This window comes from Oenococcus sp., from assembly GCF_047725585.1.
Taxonomy (GTDB): domain Bacteria; phylum Bacillota; class Bacilli; order Lactobacillales; family Lactobacillaceae; genus Oenococcus; species Oenococcus kitaharae_A.
The window spans coordinates 390,886-409,454 of record NZ_JBDNNF010000002.1; the positions used below are offsets into that span (position 1 = coordinate 390,886).

Annotated in this window: 19 protein-coding genes; 2 read left to right on the plus strand and 17 right to left on the minus strand. The window is 39.3% G+C overall.

Annotated elements, in window-relative coordinates; translation table 11 throughout:
* The 8 genes from ABF487_RS04370 to ABF487_RS04405 all read right to left on the minus strand — a co-directional run bounded on the left by ABF487_RS04370 (window position 1) and on the right by ABF487_RS04405 (window position 5,670).
* A complete protein-coding gene (locus tag ABF487_RS04370; protein WP_415634588.1) occupies window positions 1-654 on the minus strand; it encodes a histidine phosphatase family protein in 654 nt (217 codons plus the stop codon).
* Between the two features lie 60 nt (window positions 655-714).
* Window positions 715-1,623, minus strand: a complete 909-nt coding sequence (scrK, locus tag ABF487_RS04375; protein WP_415634589.1) for a fructokinase ScrK — start codon at window positions 1,621-1,623, stop codon at window positions 715-717.
* A 114-nt stretch (window positions 1,624-1,737) separates the two neighbouring features.
* The gene (locus ABF487_RS04380) at window positions 1,738-2,514 is read right to left on the minus strand and encodes a matrixin family metalloprotease (protein ID WP_415634590.1); all 777 of its coding nucleotides are present in this window, start codon (window positions 2,512-2,514) and stop codon (window positions 1,738-1,740) included.
* 90 nt (window positions 2,515-2,604) lie between these two features.
* Complete coding sequence (locus ABF487_RS04385) at window positions 2,605-3,144, minus strand: dihydrofolate reductase family protein (protein ID WP_415634591.1); 540 nt, start codon at window positions 3,142-3,144, stop codon at window positions 2,605-2,607.
* Window positions 3,145-3,259: 115 nt separating this feature from the next.
* Window positions 3,260-3,853, minus strand: a complete 594-nt coding sequence (locus tag ABF487_RS04390; RefSeq protein WP_415634592.1) for a type IV toxin-antitoxin system AbiEi family antitoxin domain-containing protein — start codon at window positions 3,851-3,853, stop codon at window positions 3,260-3,262.
* Window positions 3,854-4,002: 149 nt separating this feature from the next.
* Complete coding sequence (locus tag ABF487_RS04395) at window positions 4,003-4,332, minus strand: AzlD domain-containing protein (protein WP_415634593.1); 330 nt, start codon at window positions 4,330-4,332, stop codon at window positions 4,003-4,005.
* Window positions 4,319-5,026, minus strand: a complete 708-nt coding sequence (locus tag ABF487_RS04400; RefSeq protein ID WP_415634594.1) for an AzlC family ABC transporter permease — start codon at window positions 5,024-5,026, stop codon at window positions 4,319-4,321. The genes ABF487_RS04395 and ABF487_RS04400 overlap by 14 nt, the downstream gene beginning before the upstream one ends.
* Window positions 5,027-5,187: 161 nt before the next feature.
* Complete coding sequence (locus tag ABF487_RS04405; protein WP_415634611.1) at window positions 5,188-5,670, minus strand: DUF6622 family protein; 483 nt, start codon at window positions 5,668-5,670, stop codon at window positions 5,188-5,190.
* Window positions 5,671-6,101: 431 nt separating this feature from the next.
* On the opposite strand from ABF487_RS04405, the gene ABF487_RS04410 reads away from it, so the two are divergent.
* A complete protein-coding gene (locus tag ABF487_RS04410; RefSeq protein WP_415634595.1) occupies window positions 6,102-7,370 on the plus strand; it encodes an MFS transporter in 1,269 nt (422 codons plus the stop codon).
* 51 nt (window positions 7,371-7,421) lie between these two features.
* Here the strand turns inward: ABF487_RS04410 and ABF487_RS04415 are convergent, their stop codons facing one another.
* Window positions 7,422-8,216: a hypothetical protein gene (locus tag ABF487_RS04415; RefSeq protein WP_415634596.1), complete on the minus strand. Its 795-nt coding sequence runs from the start codon at window positions 8,214-8,216 to the stop codon at window positions 7,422-7,424.
* The gene (locus ABF487_RS04420; RefSeq protein ID WP_415634597.1) at window positions 8,209-9,393 is read right to left on the minus strand and encodes a hypothetical protein; all 1,185 of its coding nucleotides are present in this window, start codon (window positions 9,391-9,393) and stop codon (window positions 8,209-8,211) included. The genes ABF487_RS04415 and ABF487_RS04420 overlap by 8 nt, the downstream gene beginning before the upstream one ends.
* Window positions 9,394-9,609: 216 nt before the next feature.
* Here ABF487_RS04420 and ABF487_RS04425 point away from each other — a divergent pair, with 216 nt between their 5' ends.
* Window positions 9,610-9,996 (plus strand): MmcQ/YjbR family DNA-binding protein, encoded by a 387-nt coding sequence (locus tag ABF487_RS04425; RefSeq protein ID WP_415634598.1) that lies wholly within the window; start codon window positions 9,610-9,612, stop codon window positions 9,994-9,996.
* Here ABF487_RS04425 and ABF487_RS04430 read toward each other — a convergent pair.
* The 7 genes from ABF487_RS04430 to ABF487_RS04460 form a co-directional block, all read right to left on the minus strand.
* Window positions 9,976-11,328, minus strand: coding sequence for a 5-methylcytosine restriction system specificity protein McrC (locus ABF487_RS04430; protein ID WP_415634599.1), 1,353 nt, complete (start codon window positions 11,326-11,328; stop codon window positions 9,976-9,978). The two genes, ABF487_RS04425 and ABF487_RS04430, sit on opposite strands and share 21 nt — an antisense overlap.
* Window positions 11,318-13,096, minus strand: coding sequence for an McrB family protein (locus tag ABF487_RS04435; RefSeq protein ID WP_415634612.1), 1,779 nt, complete (start codon window positions 13,094-13,096; stop codon window positions 11,318-11,320). The genes ABF487_RS04430 and ABF487_RS04435 overlap by 11 nt, the downstream gene beginning before the upstream one ends.
* A 163-nt stretch (window positions 13,097-13,259) precedes the next feature.
* Window positions 13,260-14,870 carry a type I restriction-modification system subunit M gene (locus tag ABF487_RS04440; RefSeq protein WP_415634600.1) on the minus strand — a complete coding sequence of 537 codons (1,611 nt, stop codon included), beginning with the start codon at window positions 14,868-14,870 and terminating at the stop codon, window positions 13,260-13,262.
* Window positions 14,871-14,887: 17 nt separating this feature from the next.
* Window positions 14,888-16,483, minus strand: coding sequence for a type I restriction-modification system subunit M (locus ABF487_RS04445; RefSeq protein ID WP_415634601.1), 1,596 nt, complete (start codon window positions 16,481-16,483; stop codon window positions 14,888-14,890).
* Window positions 16,470-17,318, minus strand: coding sequence for a Kiwa anti-phage protein KwaB-like domain-containing protein (locus tag ABF487_RS04450; protein WP_415634602.1), 849 nt, complete (start codon window positions 17,316-17,318; stop codon window positions 16,470-16,472). Before ABF487_RS04450 ends, ABF487_RS04445 begins: the two co-directional genes overlap by 14 nt.
* Entirely contained in the window at window positions 17,315-17,878 is a 564-nt protein-coding gene (locus ABF487_RS04455; RefSeq protein ID WP_415634603.1) for a hypothetical protein, read from the minus strand. Before ABF487_RS04455 ends, ABF487_RS04450 begins: the two co-directional genes overlap by 4 nt.
* 15 nt (window positions 17,879-17,893) lie before the next feature.
* Entirely contained in the window at window positions 17,894-18,526 is a 633-nt protein-coding gene (locus tag ABF487_RS04460) for a restriction endonuclease subunit S (protein ID WP_415634604.1), read from the minus strand.
* Between the last annotated feature and the right edge of the window lie 43 nt (window positions 18,527-18,569).

The following is an 18,569-nucleotide window of genomic DNA, read 5'->3' on the forward strand; positions in this document are numbered from 1 at the left end:
TTAAATTAATGTTGTGCTTCCCTTGCTGTCGACATTTTCCAAATATGCTGCCTCATTATAGGCGGCAATATCAAAATGCTGGTCGTCACTGGTCTGGATAATTGAAGTCGAAGTATTTTTCAAGCTCGTAAGGTGTTCGTTGCCGGTCAAAGCCTTAATACCAAGCTGACTGATCGATCCATGCGAAAAAATCAAGATATTCTGACCGTCCGAAACCGTCTGAAGGCGGTGAATAATGCCCGCTTTAAAACGCTTGCGGGCTGCCGTGAATTTTTCAATCCCGAAAGCCAGCAATCTCGGATCGTCGCGACGATGAATCAGAGCGTCAAAAAGCTCTGGGTAGGCAGTCTTGACTTGCGTTCTTGTCAAGCCTTCCCAGTCCCCAAAACCGACTTCCCGAAAATCCTCGTCGTCAACAATCGGCGCCTTGCCATATTTTTTCGTATGCGATAATGTCAGCTCGGCCGTTACCCTCGCTCGCCTGATCGGACTGGTGTAAATGGCTGCAAAATCGAATTTATCGAGAAACACAGCCAAATCCTCACAATCTTTTTTACTCGACTCCAAAAGCGGCGAATCACCGTTTGCACCCTGAAAACGCGATTCCAAATTCCATTCCGTCCGCCCATGTCTCACAATAAAAATCCGTTTCATAGTATTTAGAATACAATTAAACTTACCGAAATAGGAACTGGAAAAACGAAAATTTGACGCTTAAGCCCTTTCATTAGATTTTTCAGCATTTCGCAAGGCAAACATCGCCAAAGCAAAATCACCATAAGTCGCCGAACCGTTATTCTCGATCGCTGGGTGAACAATGTAATCATCCAAAGCCGGCACCGTCAAATAATCGTTATTCATCAGCTTAAACTGCTGGCGTGTCTTTGCTAAAAGGCCTGGACGGCTGGAGACAGAACCGCCGAAAATAATTTTGTCCGGACGAAAATCCAGTGTGGCAGACCAAGCTGCCTGTGCCAAATAATAGGCAATAATCTCCCAGACCGGATCATCATCGGCAATATCTTCGCCCTTAATACCGGTTCTGGCAGCTAACGAAGGGCCGGAAGCTAATCCTTCAAGACAGTCGCCATGAAAACGGCAAACGCCAGGAAAATTAATGTCATCGGGATGTTTCCTCAATAGAATATGGCCCATTTCCGGGTGAGAACGGCCGCCAACAAATGAACCGCCCTGAATCACGCCTGCACCAACACCGGTGCCAATCGTGAAATAGACTAGTGTCTCCTCTTTGGGTACGCCGCCGAATTGATACTCGCCGTATGCAGATGAATTGACATCGGTTGTGAAGAAAACCGGGACATTGATGGCGGCTTTCAGACTGCCGACAAAATCAAAATCAGACCAGCCGACTTTGGGTGTTTTTGTGATAAAACCATAATCCGGCCTGTTTTCTTTGATACCAATCGGCCCAAAAGAGCCGATTCCGATCGAAGCGACGTTGAACTTTTGGAAAAAGGCAATCGTTTTTCCCATTGTCTCGGCAGGATTCGTCGTCTTAAAAGTCTCCTGATCGATAATATTAAAATCATCCCCGGCCACAGCACAGACAAATTTTGTGCCGCCAGCTTCGATCGAACCCAGTAATTTATCTTCGGTTAACATAACTACTTCCCCAATTTTTAGATTTAACAAAACTATTCTACCCGACTTTTATCTGGATGTTGTTAAACGCTTAATAATTTTTTTGGGCAAACAAAAACGGGTCTCAAACCGGCTTTAACTACGTGTATAAATTGCTCTCAAACCTGCCAAATCACCAGGTGACAGCTGGCTTTTCCCTTGGTCGATCGGATACATGACCGAATCGCGACTGCTGCTATGCCCCAATCCTAGTGCATGCCCTAATTCGTGAACAGCCACGGATAGCGAGAGCGACTGCTGATAGCTCATATTCAGGCTGGCCATGCCATGGTTATAAGCAGTATTTGCGATACCATAACGCTGAATAATCTGCGGGCCGCCACGGCCGAGCTCGATCGTTCCGAGTTGTGAGACCGGGCCGTCATCTTTACGGTAATCCGTAAAGATGACACTATTCTGCGTACCAGTCGCGTTGCCCGGAATCAGGCTGACAATCCCAGTCGCATTATAGATATTGGCAGCTCTTTGAAAAAGCTGTTGAGCAGCTTGCGGCAAACCGGGCTGGAAGCGATAGTAATAAACATTGCTTAAAGGCACCCCAGCAACAATCGACTCGACAGGTGTGGCATTTGGATCGGCAGGCACTTCTGTACTTGCTGAATTCTGGCCGCTTGCTTGGCCAGTGGACCCTGAATCAATCGTCGGCAGGCTAGGCAGATTGAATCCCTGACCCTTCTGCCCCAGTGCTAGCGTCAGCCGTTTCCAGGAATCATTGAGCTGAGAAGCGATCGAATCTGTCGACTGGCGGACAACTTGATTGCCGTTGCCTGGCAAAGTAATGTAATTCTGATGTACCAGAAAAGTACCAGCTGCCAGTCCGGCAAGCAGAATAATTGTTAATTTATGTCTCACTAATAATCTCGTCCATGGCTTTAATTACAGCCCTTTATACGCTATGAAAATAAAACTGACATAAAAACAGATTCCTATTTCTTTTTTAGGTTACTCTCTTTTCAAATGCAGTTCTGTCAACTGGTCAATCCGTTTAATGCCGATCAGCGACAGGCGTTTTTCATAGTCTGCTTCTTCAAATAATCGCTTACCCCGGCCAATCAAGATAGGTGCGATTTGGATCCAAAATTCATCAATCAGGTCTTGTCGAACCAGTTGCGTCACGATTGCACCGCCGCCGACAATCCAGATATTTTTGCCCTTAGCTGATTTCAAATCGCTGACAATAGCTGCGGGATCGCTAGAAACATATCGCCCGCCATCAGCAACTGAACCAGCCTGACTGCGTGAAAAGACGATTTTCTCTTTTCTAGGAAACATGGGCGTGTCCCCAAGTATTTTGTGCGTCTCCTTATAAGTTGTATTGCCCATCACGACCGTGTCAATGCCAGCCTCGAAATCCGCAATACTGTATGCTGGATCTAATTCCGTGTCAAACAGCCACTGCAGACTATCATCTTCTCGAGCTAGAAAGCCATCAAGACTCATCGCACCGTAGAAATAGACTTTTCTCATCGTTTTGGAGGTCACGAGTCTATTTTACCAGCAGTGAAGTTAAGCTGTAGCCGTATAAAAAATACTTTCTTCGCCATGGCGAGGTTTCGCACATTTCTTAAAAATTGGTCCTTGCTGGCAAACGAAATTCTCACAATAAAACCGCCATATAATTTTCGATCTCTTCCTTTACTTTGAATAAGTCTGCATACTCAATTAATCTCAAAAGATTTTTTTTTGGCATTACAGCGTAGTTTCTCATGGCTTGTCCCAAGGTTTCAGCGTCAGTTTGATCTCTTTTCCTGATAATATCGCACAAAGTTCGTTCGATATTATAAGTTTTGACAAGATGGCCTCCCGGACTCTTAACTTTTTCAATGCCAATGCTATAAAGCCGTTCAATTTGCCGATACATCTTCACTTGGGTATTCTGGCTTGCAGAATGAGGATTCGACATCGGAAAATTCATTTCGTAGATTTCAGGAGTTCGATCAATCATACCGTGCAAAAAAAGAGCTGTGTCTTTGAAATAAATTCCCTTAGGGAAACGGTACTGTAATCCAGCTAAATTATCACCAAATTCTTTTGGATCGATGAAAACCCCAGGATCTAATTTTTCGATCTGATTGGCTTGTGCCATCCGATAAAGAACTTTCTTAGAAAGACCAATGGATTCAACATCTGCGATCGTTACCTGTCCATGGTGCTCGCGTATAAAACGCCATATGATATCAGCCTGCGTCATCAGCATTTCTCCTTTTGTATTTTGTCACTATTATGTACATATTATATCATATAGTGTACATAATAGTGACATTTATGCTGCGCTTGTGCTTGCGGGCAATCATTCATCAACACTGAAATGATACCTGTCAGGCAGCATCTCAAAGTTAATTAAAAGCCGAAAATCCGTAACAGCATTAAGGAAAGTACACCGACTAGCACGATTATCAAAAGACTTTTACTTAAAATTGCCGATAGAAAGGCCGGCACGGATGCCAAAGCATATGGGAGATTGATTTTAGGCAGCTGCCCCATATGTGCAGTAAAGAGGCTGCTAAACCAAAGCGTTGTCATAATCACGATTGGGACAAAAGACAGAAACTCCACGACTTGTTTTGACAATTGAAAATGTTTCAGCAAAACAAAAGGAATGATACGGGAAAGCCATGTTGCCAGGCCGCAGCCCAACATTGTCAATAAAATAACGTTAGAAGAAGGCATGTTTGACTAGTACTCCCAAAGCACATCCGACTAGTGCTGTGACGACAATCACGAGGCTGGCCGGTAGAATAATCATGGAAACATAGGTCAGCAGCATCGTCATTAAGATGGCTAGCAGCTGCAATTTTTTGGACATCGATTTGTCTGCGAGAACCTGCAAATATAATAAGCCAATAAACATCGCCAGCAGCGCAAAGTCCAAGCCAAACCTCCTCGGACTGCTGATAATATTGCCTAAAAGCGCACCGGCTAAAGTCGACAGCACCCAAGTCAAATAAGCAATCCAATTAGAAGTATTCAGCCATTCAAAAGACAAGCGGTTTTGCGTGTAATTCAGTTTATTCATACTCAAAGCAAAGCTTTCATCAGTCAGCAAACTGCCAATCTGTAAATTCTTGGACATGGAATCTTTTTTAAAAAAAGCAGACAGGGTCGTACTCATTAAAATCATTCGGGAATTCACAAGAAAAGTTGTGAGAACAATCGAACTGACCGGATTGAGCGCTGTCAGCATACTCACGGTCGTAAATTGAGCTGAACCTGCATAGACAAAAGCTGACATCAGCACAACAATCCAGACTGCCAAGCCTGACGTCCGGCCAATCACACCAAAAGCCAAACCAATCCCGATGTAGCCAAAAATGGTCGGCAGAGTGTCTTTAACTGCAGCTTGCCAAGTAAGCTGATCATTCATTTCTGCCCTCCCAGTCTAAAATCACTATCAATGCTTGAAAATTCATAATGTAAGTCCTCAGGCATTTGCCTGTTTATACATTCAATCCACGCGTGAAAAAATGAACTTGGGTTCATGCTAAACAAGGTCATCCGAAAAGTCAAGCGATTGTCAAAATAGATTCAAAGTGCCAGCTGCCTTTTGGCTTGCATGCTTTTAAATATGCCGCCAAAGAAAAGACCGATCGTAAAGCCGCAAATGCAACCGTAAAAAATGTTAAAGGGCAAATTCGCATACAGTCCAGGCTGCGTTGCCAGGACAACGTTTAATAGGTACTTAACCAAAAAATTAGACAGCATAATGATTATCGGTAGAGGGCTGCCCTCTTGGATCAGCAGCCCATCGTGATTAACGTGAAATCGGCGATTTTTATACAAATAATAACTAAATAAAAATCCCGGAACTAACGCACCGACATAGAAGCTTAATAACACATTTGGGCTTTGAAAACGTTCGACGATTGTATTGAGGCTCCAGATGATGAAAATCGCCGGCATAAGACAAGACCGTCCTACAGACACAGGACTCTCGGTCATTAAAGCCCTACCGCGCTTGATTAAAATGAATAACACAATCCACACCCAAAAAGGTGTGTGGCGAATGATTTAAAAAATAATTTGCAGAATAGCTGCCATGCTTGAGTTCTCCTTTAAAAATCCCTTGATTTGCTATGCTAATTGTTAGTAATACACGCTTATATTTGGGTGCGTGCCTGGCCATGAGCCTGGAATCATCATAGGAAAAATTTTCAGAAAAAGGACAACCATTTTGTTAAGCGGTGCTTTTAAGCCTTTAAGCGGCAACTTTTTTGTTATGAGTGTTGCTTATCACCAGTCTGCATAAAACCCGTCATTTATTCAATCGATAAATGGCGGGTTTTCATTTTGAAAGCTTTTGATTGTTTTAAATTAAATTAGTTCTATCCCCTTTGGGCTATAGAATTTTTTGCAAAATCATTCAAGCATGGAAAGCTGAAATACTACTTCTTTAATTATAAATAGTTATAGAATGAGAATAACTGTGAAAGAAGGTTCTCATGAACTCTGAAATAATCAGGGCGTCAAAAATTCAGATTAATAAAGCTGTGATTTCTGACTTCCTAAGGGGCACTAGTATCGAAATGTTTTCCTTCGTGCTTGGCCTCTTCATTTTAAGAGAAACAAATTCCGCTCTAGGCTTCGCGCTGACCGAATTTTTAGGCCCGGTTTTGGGAATTATTTTCGCACCGGCCATGGGCAGCTTGATTGATTCTCACAAACACAAACCCTTAATTATCGTATCTCAAATTTCGAGTATCGCTCTCTTGCTGATCTTTCTTTTTGTATTCTTATTTTTGCCGACAGCTCGCTTCATTGCGATTATTTTGATCAGCGGCATCCTATCGGTTATTAATGATTTTCAAAATACTTCCTATAAAAGTTCGACAATCAACATGGTTGGCCCGGCCTTCTTACAAAAACTGACAGCTTTAGAAGATATTGCCAGCAACATCTCTAGCATCGCAGGCCCAATTCTAGCGGGTTCCATCTATGCCTTTGTATCGATTCCCTTCTTTGTGGCAACAGAAATTTTAGTCGAAATCATTGTTATCTTTCTCATCTTTTCGATGGACTTTGAATTAACTAATAAGCAAGTCATTGAAGACAGCAATCAAAGCGAGGGTGGCCAATCAAACTGGCAGCTATTTAAATTAGGCATCAGTTATATTGCCAACCATAAAAATTTAAGTTTCATCATGATCGTGGTCATGCTGGTCAACTTCTTCATGACTTGTTTAATCATCGGCCAACCATTCATCTTGATTCATTATTTTCATGTCAGCAACTTCAATTATGGCTTGCTGAGTGCGATGACCAGCATTGGCATGATTGCATCAGGAATTACTTTGAGCTTTCTGCCCGAAGTCAAAAAGCCAGTCAAATATACCTTTGTTTTCGGCCTGCTATTTGGTGTGACGATCTCTTTGATGGCAGTTCCGGTCCTGTTAGACAACCGTTTCTCTTTATTAGCCTTAATTGTCTATGCGCTTATCTCATTAGCACTTGGAACAATGCTTTCGGCAGCGAACATACCCATTAGTATCTATTTTAAAAAATATATCCCAGAAAATTATCAAGGACGTGTCATGACAGTTTCAAATGTTCTGGGGCAATTTTTGAACCCTGTCGGATTAGTGATTTATGGTGTTATTTTCGATCACGCTCAAGCCGCTGACATTTTCTTTTGGAGCGGCTTAATTTCCATGATCATTGTTTTATTGTACTCATCCGGACTGAGAGGAAAAGCTCAGGAGACCACGAATTAATCGGATAATAAGAGTTGATTTAGCAACATCAGAGAGAACCATAGCTAATATCTAGACAATCAGTTGTCTTAATGCAGTAATCACTTTTTCTTTTGCCTTATTCGGATTTCCCCTGAATCGTTCCAACTTTCTTTGAATGATTTCGTGTCCAAGATCTGGTTGATTTTCTAGCCAATCAATATAATCTGCCAGATCTCGTTTGACTTGTTCGGAAACTGAATCAGCCGGAATGGTATCGTCATCAGTTAAAATATTTAGTAAATTTAAAATATCTTTTTTATGTTTCATTTTGTCTCGATGGTTAACCCGCTCACCCTCTTCCTGCCGTTTGACAATGTCCAATTGTGCTTTTGCCTTGAAAAGAATCAGATAGGCTGGCTTCAATACAGGACCATCAACATATTGTGAGATTTCAATGCCATTTTTTAATATTCCATAATAGCCATCATCTAATGAAATAGCAGATAACGAATCGTCTTCATCAGGGAGTGGAATCTCAATAGTATTTGGATCTTCCAAAATAATATTGGCCGAAACTCGAGAAAATAACTCAATCACTTCTGGCACTTCCGAGTTTTTAACCGTTCGAAAACGATAATAATATTTTCTCTCTTCACTTTTTCGCCCATCGAGTAAATAGTGATATTCCCGTAAAAAAACTTTCAAATGGTTCAAAAAATCTTGGTCTGCCTTTTCAAAAATAACAATAATGTCAAAATCGACCGTTGCGCGTGTAATCTGTCCCGCAGCTTCCAATAGTATCGAGGCAGCCTGCCCACCAATTAGAACATAATTATTCTGATAGTTTTTAAAAAAATCGAAAAATTTTGGATAATGATTAGCCATATTTTCTCCCTTCAAAGGTCGCTTCTATTAAATCTTCTAAAATGCCAGTAACGCGTGAGTCGTTTTTTTCCGTATTCGCCAAATATAGGCTTATGGGATCAGGTATTCGTTGATCATTCCAAAGGCTTTGCCTCCGTAGCCAATTACTAATACGATCAGGATCATCTGACCAACGCTCGATCCGAATATTACCTGGTGCATTTGACGAACCGATAGAACTGTTCTTAAATATTTGTTTAGTCTCTCTATCAAAGACATAGTTAAACAATTGTTTGCTGAACGCATAAGAAAGTTGAGACATGTCTGACTCAAGATCCGTAATTTTAGCAATTGCGGTGAGACCAGAGAAACTTGCACCATCCAGCGTGCTAATATCGTTGAAAGTAGAAAATTTTTGTCGGATCACAGTAAACATGAGTTGTCGATCAGCAGTAATGCTCAGTTTAACTGGGCTTCTCATAATCTCAATAACTGAATAAAACAAATCCATACCCAGTTCTTGAAATGCATAAGTTTTTCGAGTCTGGCTACCAATGCTTTGAATCACATTAGCAGATTCCAAATCCAAAAGTGCACGATTCATAGTTCTGATTGTCTCAAATCCAGCTACCTTTGCCAATTCCTCAAAAAGTTGTTTGCCACCTGTAAACATATAACCTGATTTATTAAAAACAGAGTTGGTATTAACAAATAGTTGCCGTTTAGCAAAATTACTAGCATAAATTAGTACTGTTAACAGTTGTGTTGCTTTCTGAGATAATTTCGAATTTTTAACAACTTTGGGAGGCTCAGACGGCAGATTAGTTTCCAACATACGTAGGGCCATGAAAGGCAGGTAATAATCATGTCTGAGTGAGATAAACGAAATACGGTTTTTCGTAAGCAAGGTTTGGAAACTGCGGACAGGATCACGTAGCACAATTACAGCAGTTCCTAAGCCAAGGACTTTAAACTGGTCTACCCAAAATTTGAGGAAATCAATTTTTAAATTTTTTTCCTGATGTGGAAATAATAATATGATTCTATCAGAGCTAATTTCAGCTGTTAAAAGATCCATGGTGTATTTAATAGACCCGGGTATCTTACCTTCAAAAGCCTTTAAGTCCTTCAATTTGTAACCAATATCTTGTTGGAGTTGGTCAACCAATATATCAAGAATATCATCCGTTGCTTGCAAGATTCATCGCCTCATCTCGTACATTAATCAGTATTTCTAATCATATAAATATGTCTCATTATATCATTAGGACAAAAAAATGTCCTAATGATTGATTAAGACATTTTTTTGTCCTAATGATTGATTAAGACATTTTTTTAATATGTAGCTTGTGTATTCTGGTACTCATCTATACTATGGTCTTGTTAGAATTCAGAATCCCGAGGGCTATCTCTTATGGCAAAGGTCTCAGTGAAATCCAGAATTGAACACTTCCAAGACTTTGGCAATCATTTGCCGCACGCGAAAGTCTATTATCGCGAAGATTGGGAAACACTTTATTTTGATCTGGCTGGCAAAATGTTTGGCGTCATGTCACCTCATGCCACCGACGACACGGCAATCACGCTAAAGGGCCGGCCGGAAGCCAATGCCGCGCTGTGCGAGATGTACCGTGATATCAGTGCCGGCTACCATATGAATAAAAAATACTGGATTTCCATCAAGCTGTCGACCAACGAACTTTCAGACCAAGAGATAGAGAAAATGATCGAAAACTCCTATTCGCTGGTCTTTGGCAACTTGCCTTTATCGGTCCGGAAGTCATTTGCTAGAGGCGACTGATGATTCAGCGATCAGTCGACCTAAAAATTCTTTCTCCGCTTGAGAGATGTCTTTCTTAAAATCTTCATAGCGATAGCCATTATTCGTAGAACAAGGAATTTTCAATCCTAATTTCGTAACCTCGATATCATTTCGAGGTTGCACATTGTTTGTATATGTAGATCCAGAATTTAGTGTCAGGTTCAAAAGCCCTATTCCATCAGTATTCTTTTCCGGGTAGAGATAAAAACCATGTCTTGCGTCAAATCTCAGCATATAAGCCAAAACTTGTAAATAATCTTTATTGTGGATATTCTCAACTGGCTTATACTTCGCATCAGCTATGACGACATTTTGCGACCCTTTACTCAGAAAATCCGGATAAATCAGACCTTGCTGACGAATATCGGTCGAAAAAAGTTCTTGAGCTCCCTTATGTCCTTTGTTCATTGGATGATCAAAATCCGAACCGATCAGGGTATTGATATATTCTTCCCAAAGCCAAGCACCGTCGAATAAAACACCGTGAAAATGCTCAGGGCCTGAACCAATTTGATGTTTTTCATGTCGCAAAATCATCAGGCACAAGCGCTGAAGCGTACGATACTCACGAAAATAAGCATGTCTGACAGGATTATCTTTGTTCGTAATAATTTTATTTCTGTTCTGATAGCCATAGCTGCCAGTTATCGAAACGACTAGATCAACTTGATCTTTCACTTGACGCAGCAAGTGATTTCCGTAAGGCTGGCTTTTAATGTATTCGATCGTGTGTCTGACCAATTCCATGAGATCGTTGTCGTAAGAAAATTCTCTCTGACTATAAGCAACTCGACCAATAAAAGGCGAATTTTGTCGAACATGGCGGGCGATATCAATGACACCACGGACATTGCTATTATTGTACTCATGGTGAACATAAGTCTTATAGACACCCTTTCGCATCGCAGTTTTTAGATAATAAGGAAACAAAAATACGAACCAATCAAACACACGATTTTCTTGATTCGCAGCTGTATTCAAACTCAAGATGTTTGGTAAATCTAAAACTTTTTCCAAGAGATACTGAAAAAAATGGTCTTGTTGATCCACTGAAAAACGTGATTCAATGACTAGCCGTTCATGCCCTAAGCCTATAAATCCCATCACATTACTGGAACGATAGCAGTCATCAACTTTTTGCAGGACAATCTCATCTTTTGTGATATCTTCTGTGTCCTCAACCAAAGCAGGGAAAACAAATATCCCCTCTTTTTCAAGTTGTCCCAGAGTTTTATCACCGATTCGATCCACAATCCCGCTAATTGGTTGAAAAGCAGCTGCAGGGTTACGAGTATTATCCTTAATTTTCAAGATTATTCTCACCTTGATCAGCAGGTTGTTCTGCATTATCTTGAGAAACACTCTGGTAACCCTGCGTATAGGCTGCTTCGAATTTTTGCATGATGCCTTCTTCATCGTTCATGCCACGAACATAGTCTTGGAGAAGAGGCTGTAAGTAATCGTTCCAAAGTGCGTCAAAGGTCAAATGTTTCAATTTCAAAAAGTATGCGCCACCAATGGCGTAATTTTCGTTTAAGCCTTCTACATTAACGATCGCATCATTCAAAGATTGCATGCATTGAATTGCCATTTGCCGCTTTGGTTCATCCAGTTCGTCCAGCATTCCAATGTTGTCTTGTGCCTTAATTTTGATAAAGCGAAAACGACGCCGCATCGCAAAATCAAAACTATCAACTGAACGATCAATATCATTCATTGTCCCGATAATATAGACGTTCTCTGGTATCGAGAACTTGCTTTCCGGATCATCATGTAAATTCGCATATTGTGTCAGTACCCCACCAGCGGTTCCACGATAACCTGGGTCAATCGCAAAAAACAATTCACCAAAAATTTTAGAAATTTCACCGCGATTAATCTCGTCAATAATAAAGACGTAAGGCTTCTGCGTCTGTGACACAGCGACCTTCGCAGGCTTACTCCTTTTGGACTTAATGTCCTCATAAATAGCTAAATCATAAGAATAGTTTTGCGTAGCATTGAGCTTATCAAAGAAGTTAGATACATCTTTTACTTGAGAAAATTTCTGATTTGATTCCAGCATCCTTGTTAATTCATTTAAATTTAAGCTTAATCGATTGGATACCTGATTTTCTGGAATGGAAATGTTAATGTGCTTGTCATCTATGCTCGTCATGTAAAATTTGGTGCCACGAACCGTCTGTAGAGTGTCACTCCCAAATTCAACATTGGCGAAATAATCTGCGATAATAGTTTGAACTGATGCTGTTTTTTCAATGTCCTCTTTCGATTTTTGGGAATTATCGAAGTTTTCTTGTGCCTGAGAAACGAATTCCTTGAAGACGCCATCTTGCAATTCAAATCCCATAGAACCATCTTCATTCGTTTTTGGCCGCAAGCCTTCGACAAAATCTGTGTAATCATAGCTGGGATGAAATTGGACAAAGCCTATACGGGATTTCTCCTCATCAGTCAAATCTTTTGTTGCTGTGCTTCGGCCGTCGGAAACAATATCAGCTGCAATTTCATTTGCCAGATATGTCTTGCCTGTTCCCGGAGCACCTCGGAAAATAATGTTCTTGGACTCCGTCAATTTCGTCAAATAAGGTTTTAAAAACTCATAAGATTTTGAAACATTTGTTGTATTTACAACTTTGGCTGATTCTTCATTATTTTTGTCAGCATAATTCAGAACAAACACATCATCTGCATTGCCAAATCTTTTTAAGCACTCCTGGACAAAGAGTATTGTTGAAAAGACATTCCAGCAATAAATGACCATTTGACTGCCATCACCACAATGGTAGGTAAAATGTTCAAGTGTATTGCGGTATTTTTTAAATTCTGCAACGCTTGGATAAATACCTCTAATTACTTCACTTTGCGGATTGTATTGGCAAATTGGAAAATTTGACTTTTCGTCAGCAGGTAACAAAACGAGTTGCTTTTCAAAAATCTGGCAGGCCAAACGAGGCAAAATTTGATTTGATTTGCTTCTCTCACCTTTCTCCTTATGCCTGTGCTCAATTTCTCCGTGAGCAGGACGATAATAAGCATCCAGAAATTTGTAGTTGTCCCCCTGACCGATATCATCCATCGTAAATCTTTTATCCGTAGAAACAACGTCCTGTGCGGTAACCGTCAACTCGAATCTTTCATCTCGAGTTGACGAAGGATCTTTAGTGCCTGCATTGATTAGATTTTCTGAAATTGCCACTAACAAATATCTCCCTAGTACTTAAAAACATAAATCTATTAATTTATTTTATATCTTTTTTCACGCCCAATAATGTCAAGTTCTTATTGATTTCAGTTTGCAGCGCCGATATTTGTTTGTCATATTTTTCTAATGACTGGTTGACTTGATTCAAATTAATAGGCACTTCTTTTTCAAAAGTATCCACATATCTCGAAATGTTCAAATTATATTCATTTTTACGAATTTCTTCCATTGAAGCGAGATGTGCATATTTGTCCGTATTCTGACGATTATGATATGCTTCGACTATTTTGTTAATATCGGAATCTCTCAAATAATTTCTATTTTTACCCTTGGCAAAATCATCTTTCGCGTCAATGAACAAAATATCGTTTGTGTCACGCTTTTTCTTAAATACAACAATAGTGACTGCAACAGATTTTTTGTGAGGCTCTGAAAACATTATGTTTTCAGGCAATCCAATTACGGCATAAACACGATTCCCACTATGATGCTCAATGAGATTTTTGCGAATTGTTCCTGCAGCGTTCCCACGAAACAAAATTCCGTGTGGCAGTACCATAGCCATGGTACCTTCTTCGTCGAGATGATAGAGACCATGCAAAACGAAAGCATAATCCGCCGTTTTTTTTGGCGCCAACTTTCCATATTCATTAAATCGCGGATCTTTCATTCGAGAATCTGAATTATCCCATTCGGCGCTAAACTTAATATCTGAGACCACCGCATCAAATGTTCTGGGGTGGTCTGTACCGTTTGTATCAGGGCCATCTGGCCAATCACTGGATAATGTATCGTGATTTAACAACTTTGTATTTTTGTATGACATACCCCCGAGCAATAAATTCATTCGGGATAAATTATAGGTAGTTAATTCTTTCTCAGTACCATAAAGTTTGACTGCTCCGGGACGTGTCCCACCTGGCACTTCGTCTTTTAATGCGAGTAGAGTTGAACCAGACCCAGATGCCATGTCATACCCAGTAAATGTTTTGTCCGATGGCGCTAATCCGTCTGTCACTAATTTACTTAATAATGTTGAAACAGAATGTGGAGTATAAAATTCCCCACCACCTTTGTCAGATTTATTAGCAAATTGTTCGATTAATTCTTCAAATAAATGATGAAAATTATCAGCGGAATTCTCAAAATCAAATTCATCAATCATTTTTACCAATTTAGTCAGTGACATAGCTTTGCTAGTAGTACTGTCTCCAAGGCGAGAATTTCTAATGTCAACATCATCAAAAATTCCATCAAAGTAACTTGTAGCATCCTTATTCAGTTTTGCATTTTTGTTGAAATTATCAAAAATTTCCTGATAGTCACCGGCTTTTAAAGTATCGTCATTGATTTTTGTAATCAAAGATTTCCAGGTATCTGTCGGAGAAATTGCATAACCCAAGCTGGAAGAAATATCATCTAGATAATCATCTAAATCCGAGTCAACTGCCTCACGCAGATAGGCCTCGTTAATCGTTTCTTTGCCATTGATATCTAATACATTGTTTTTAAGCAGATACTGTTCCTGATTAAAAGAAAGATAACGATAGAACAAGAATCCCAGCACATAATTCTTATACTCAGAAATGGTCATCCCGTCAGTTTTGCTGGCCTCGATGCTGTCCCATATATCATTAAAATCAGTCATCATAATTTCCTCTGGTCCTAGACGCCCAGAATCTTTAATTGCTTTTCAATCTCATTCTCCAGATCAGCAATTTCTTCTTTGTCTTGCTTAAGTTGTTTTTTAACTTTCTGCAGATCAATTGGTGCATCTTCTTCAAAAGTATCCACGTAGCGTGGGATATTCAAATTAAAGTCATTTTCTTTTATTTCATTCAAACCTGCAACATGTGCGTATTTATGAAGATCTTTGCGTGCTTTATAGGTGCTGATTATCTTATCGACATTAGCGTTCGTTAAAATATTTTGGTTTTTATCTTTTTCATAGTCCTGTGAAGCATCAATAAAAAGAACATCTTTGTTCTTACGATTCTTCTTAAAGACAAGAATCACAGTGGGAATACTTGCACCGTAAAACAAATTAGCCGGTAATCCAATCACTGCATCGAGGTAGTTTTTTTCAATCAGAGTTCGACGGATTTTTGCTTCCGCCGCTCCTCGAAATAATACACCATGTGGCAAAACAATCGCCATCGTGCCAGTTTGACTTAAATGATAAATGCTATGCAAAACAAAAGCATAATCAGCCTTGGAGGCAGGAGCTAATTTCCCATATTCACTAAAACGAGGATCTTTTAACTTAGAGTCACTATTGTCCCACTTAGCAGAATATGGCGGATTAGCGACAACTGCATCAAAAGAACGGGGATGGTCATTGCCTTTGATATCAAGTCCGTCGGGCCAATCACTTTCCAATGTATCGGCATTATGCAAAACCATATTGGTATATGCTACATCATGCATCATCAAATTCATACGAGCCAAATTATAAGTGGTTGTATTTAATTCTTGACCAAAATATTTGATCGCACCTGATTTGTTGCTGTGAGGTAGTTCATTTCCCACAGTTAGAAGCAGCGAACCAGATCCCATAGTAGGGTCATAAACTGTAAATGATTCACTCGTTTCAGTGATACCATTAGTTACTAATTTTGCTAATACCTTACTTACCTGGTGAGGCGTATAAAATTCTCCGCCTTTCTTTCCTGCTGAAGCAGCAAACTGACCAATCAAGTATTCATAGATCGTGCCAAGAATATCCTCTCCATCCTCGCCTTTGTAATCGATATCATCTATCAACTTAGCGATGCGGTTCAAAGATTTGGCACGATCGTTAGTTGATGATCCTAAACGTGAATCACCTAGGTTAACGTCATTAAATACACCTTGAAAATCCTGTAAGGCACTTTTATTCAGCACAGCATTTTTATTAAAATCATCAAAAAGCGTCTGGTAGTCGCTCGGGATGACTGTACTGTTGTTTATTTTATTAATTAAAGATGGCCAAGTATCTGCTGGTGCGATCGCATAACCGAGACTTGATGAAATATCTTCAAGATAATCATTCAGATCACTGCCATTGGCTTGCTCAGTATATGCTTCGTTAACCGACTGTCCTGGTACTATATCAATAACATTATTTTCAACCAAATATTTTTCTTGATGGTCTGATAAATAACGGTAAAACATGAAGGCTAAAATATAGTTTTTATATTCAGCTGCGTCCATATTACCTCGGAGTTCATTGGCCATAGCCCATAATTTTGAAGTAATAGATTGTAATTTATTGTCTGCCATTTTTTGTTTCTCCATTTGTTTTCGAGATTGCTTTTGCAGAACTAGCTTCCATTTTTTGTCGAGTCATCGGATTTTCATATAGTCTTCCCAAAGCTAGCTTTAAAAAAAGGTTCAATTGTTTTTTAGTGTTGATAACGAATTGTCCATTATCGACTTGAAAATCAAGATCTGGATAGTTAAGATACTCCTCAAACATTCGGTTTCGAAATTCGACATCTGAGAAATTGATTTCGCTATCGTCTTTAATCGCTGCTAACATTTTTAAATTTCTGGTGCCAAGATCATTAAAGTTCTTACCTACAGAAACCAACGACATTTCTTTAAATTGATGTACTTCATCAGAAGTCGCTACCCGATAAAATTCCTCAATATCTTTAAACATTGATCTGATTGTCGAAAAATACTTAAAATATAATTTGCCTTCCGAATAATAAGCATCAACTTTCGAGGTGAGCTCAATCCCGTTGTCGATAGTGTTTATTTCAGCTTTTTTATCCAACGGTTTTCTCAGAATGGAGGCTTTCACCATACGTTTTGATGGCGTGATTTTTTGGAAAATAATGCCATTAGTCTCCTGTTTAGCAATGACATCAATTTTTGAAAAATCCTTGTCTGAAATTTCATTCAAAGAAGCCGAATTACTGAAACAATCTGCGTAATCGTTGATCATTTGTTTATGCGGTTCATCTATTTGAATATAAAACCACTCATCCTCTTCCCTTGTCTTTTCAGCATCGAAGGGAATAGTATCAATCATGTCTGGGGTACTTATATCCTTTAACTCAATTGACAACTTTCTATATTCAGATTCCTCACCGATTCTTACTAAATTCATTTATTCTCCTTTATTTCAATAAACGTAAAATTATTAACTCTAACCAATTTATTAAGTTTTTTATTTTTATTCTGAAGCTTAAAATCTCGACGATAACTGTATATTGTGTAAACGTTACCATGTTCATCTTGCACCCGATAGTAGCGGTAGAGTATCAACCAAACTATATTGAAGTAGTATGAGCGTTCCATCAATAGCCACCATACGAAAAACATCATAACTGTAACTAAAGCCTGATAGATAAAGGCTAGTTCACCAAGACTTAACATGATAATAAACAAACCTAAATATGTCGGAATCGTCTCACTTTCTATAGGTTGAACATTAGCCACCGTCATACTATCTTCGCCGTTTTTATCCATTCCATGGGCTAAACACACAATCAGGATTACAGAAAAAACAATAGTGAAGACAGTCAATAAAACAAATTTCGCAAGACTGAACCAGCCACCTCTCAATGATGGAAATAAATTTACCGTTAATAAGAATAATAGTAATCCAGGAGAAAATGATGAAAGTGAGAGCAAAAAACTTTTTATGAATTTATTAGTAGCGTTCATACTATTCGTCTCCATTTATATAAACATTTGTTGTAATAGTGCTTTTTTCTCGCTTTGAAGATGCTCCAGTTTACGCTGGTTCACAGTTATCAGATCATCTAACGACTTGAAGAAAGAGCCAATTTGAACCTGCTCATTGACTGATGGCATTTTAACTATGAATTGGGAAAACTGTGAAATCCAATGACGCTCATGGTTTTCTGGTATATAGTGAATATTTTTTAAAATATTGTAAGCAAAATAGAAATCATCGTTTTTATTTTGAGTGGATAATAATTTCATCGCAGAACTCTTTACCTTAAAAGGAAAATCTACATAATGAGAGCCCGTCGTAAAGTCATCAAAAATAACCACAGGATTATCAGATGAGGCTTGTTTCACGCCCTGACATTCATCCGTATATCCCAAAACAAAACTCTGTCCAGCTGTCAAAACAGGTATTTTAAAATTGTTATCGTAATTTGTATTTTTAACAATATATGGAGTTGGCTGTTCATAATTGAAAACGTCTTGTAGCTTACGCTTTTCCCAAGCTCCACTGAATCCAGGGAAACGAATTTCTGGAACATCAGCTTCATCTTCCGGAAACATTTTTTGTAGTAACCCGGTCTTCAGTTTTTTAATATCTGAAAGTTTACGCTGGTTCACAGTTATCAGATTATCAAGTGTTTTTAAGAACGTACCAATTTGG

What these genes read in the sequence shown, in the direction of transcription:
- scrK (WP_415634589.1), bottom strand. Translation starts at nt 1,623, where the DNA reads ATGTTAACCGAAGATAAATTACTGGGTTCGATCGAAGCTGGCGGCACA.
- ABF487_RS04400 (WP_415634594.1), bottom strand. Translation starts at nt 5,026, where the DNA reads ATGAATGATCAGCTTACTTGGCAAGCTGCAGTTAAAGACACTCTGCCG.
- ABF487_RS04440 (WP_415634600.1), bottom strand. Translation starts at nt 14,870, where the DNA reads ATGACTGATTTTAATGATATATGGGACAGCATCGAGGCCAGCAAAACT.
- ABF487_RS04415 (WP_415634596.1), bottom strand. Translation starts at nt 8,216, where the DNA reads ATGGCTAATCATTATCCAAAATTTTTCGATTTTTTTAAAAACTATCAG.
- ABF487_RS04425 (WP_415634598.1), top strand. Translation starts at nt 9,610, where the DNA reads ATGGCAAAGGTCTCAGTGAAATCCAGAATTGAACACTTCCAAGACTTT.
- ABF487_RS04410 (WP_415634595.1), top strand. Translation starts at nt 6,102, where the DNA reads ATGAACTCTGAAATAATCAGGGCGTCAAAAATTCAGATTAATAAAGCT.
- ABF487_RS04450 (WP_415634602.1), bottom strand. Translation starts at nt 17,318, where the DNA reads ATGAATTTAGTAAGAATCGGTGAGGAATCTGAATATAGAAAGTTGTCA.
- ABF487_RS04370 (WP_415634588.1), bottom strand. Translation starts at nt 654, where the DNA reads ATGAAACGGATTTTTATTGTGAGACATGGGCGGACGGAATGGAATTTG.
- ABF487_RS04445 (WP_415634601.1), bottom strand. Translation starts at nt 16,483, where the DNA reads ATGGCAGACAATAAATTACAATCTATTACTTCAAAATTATGGGCTATG.
- ABF487_RS04435 (WP_415634612.1), bottom strand. Translation starts at nt 13,096, where the DNA reads ATGGATGATATCGGTCAGGGGGACAACTACAAATTTCTGGATGCTTAT.
- ABF487_RS04390 (WP_415634592.1), bottom strand. Translation starts at nt 3,853, where the DNA reads ATGACGCAGGCTGATATCATATGGCGTTTTATACGCGAGCACCATGGA.
- ABF487_RS04395 (WP_415634593.1), bottom strand. Translation starts at nt 4,332, where the DNA reads ATGCCTTCTTCTAACGTTATTTTATTGACAATGTTGGGCTGCGGCCTG.
- ABF487_RS04455 (WP_415634603.1), bottom strand. Translation starts at nt 17,878, where the DNA reads ATGAACGCTACTAATAAATTCATAAAAAGTTTTTTGCTCTCACTTTCA.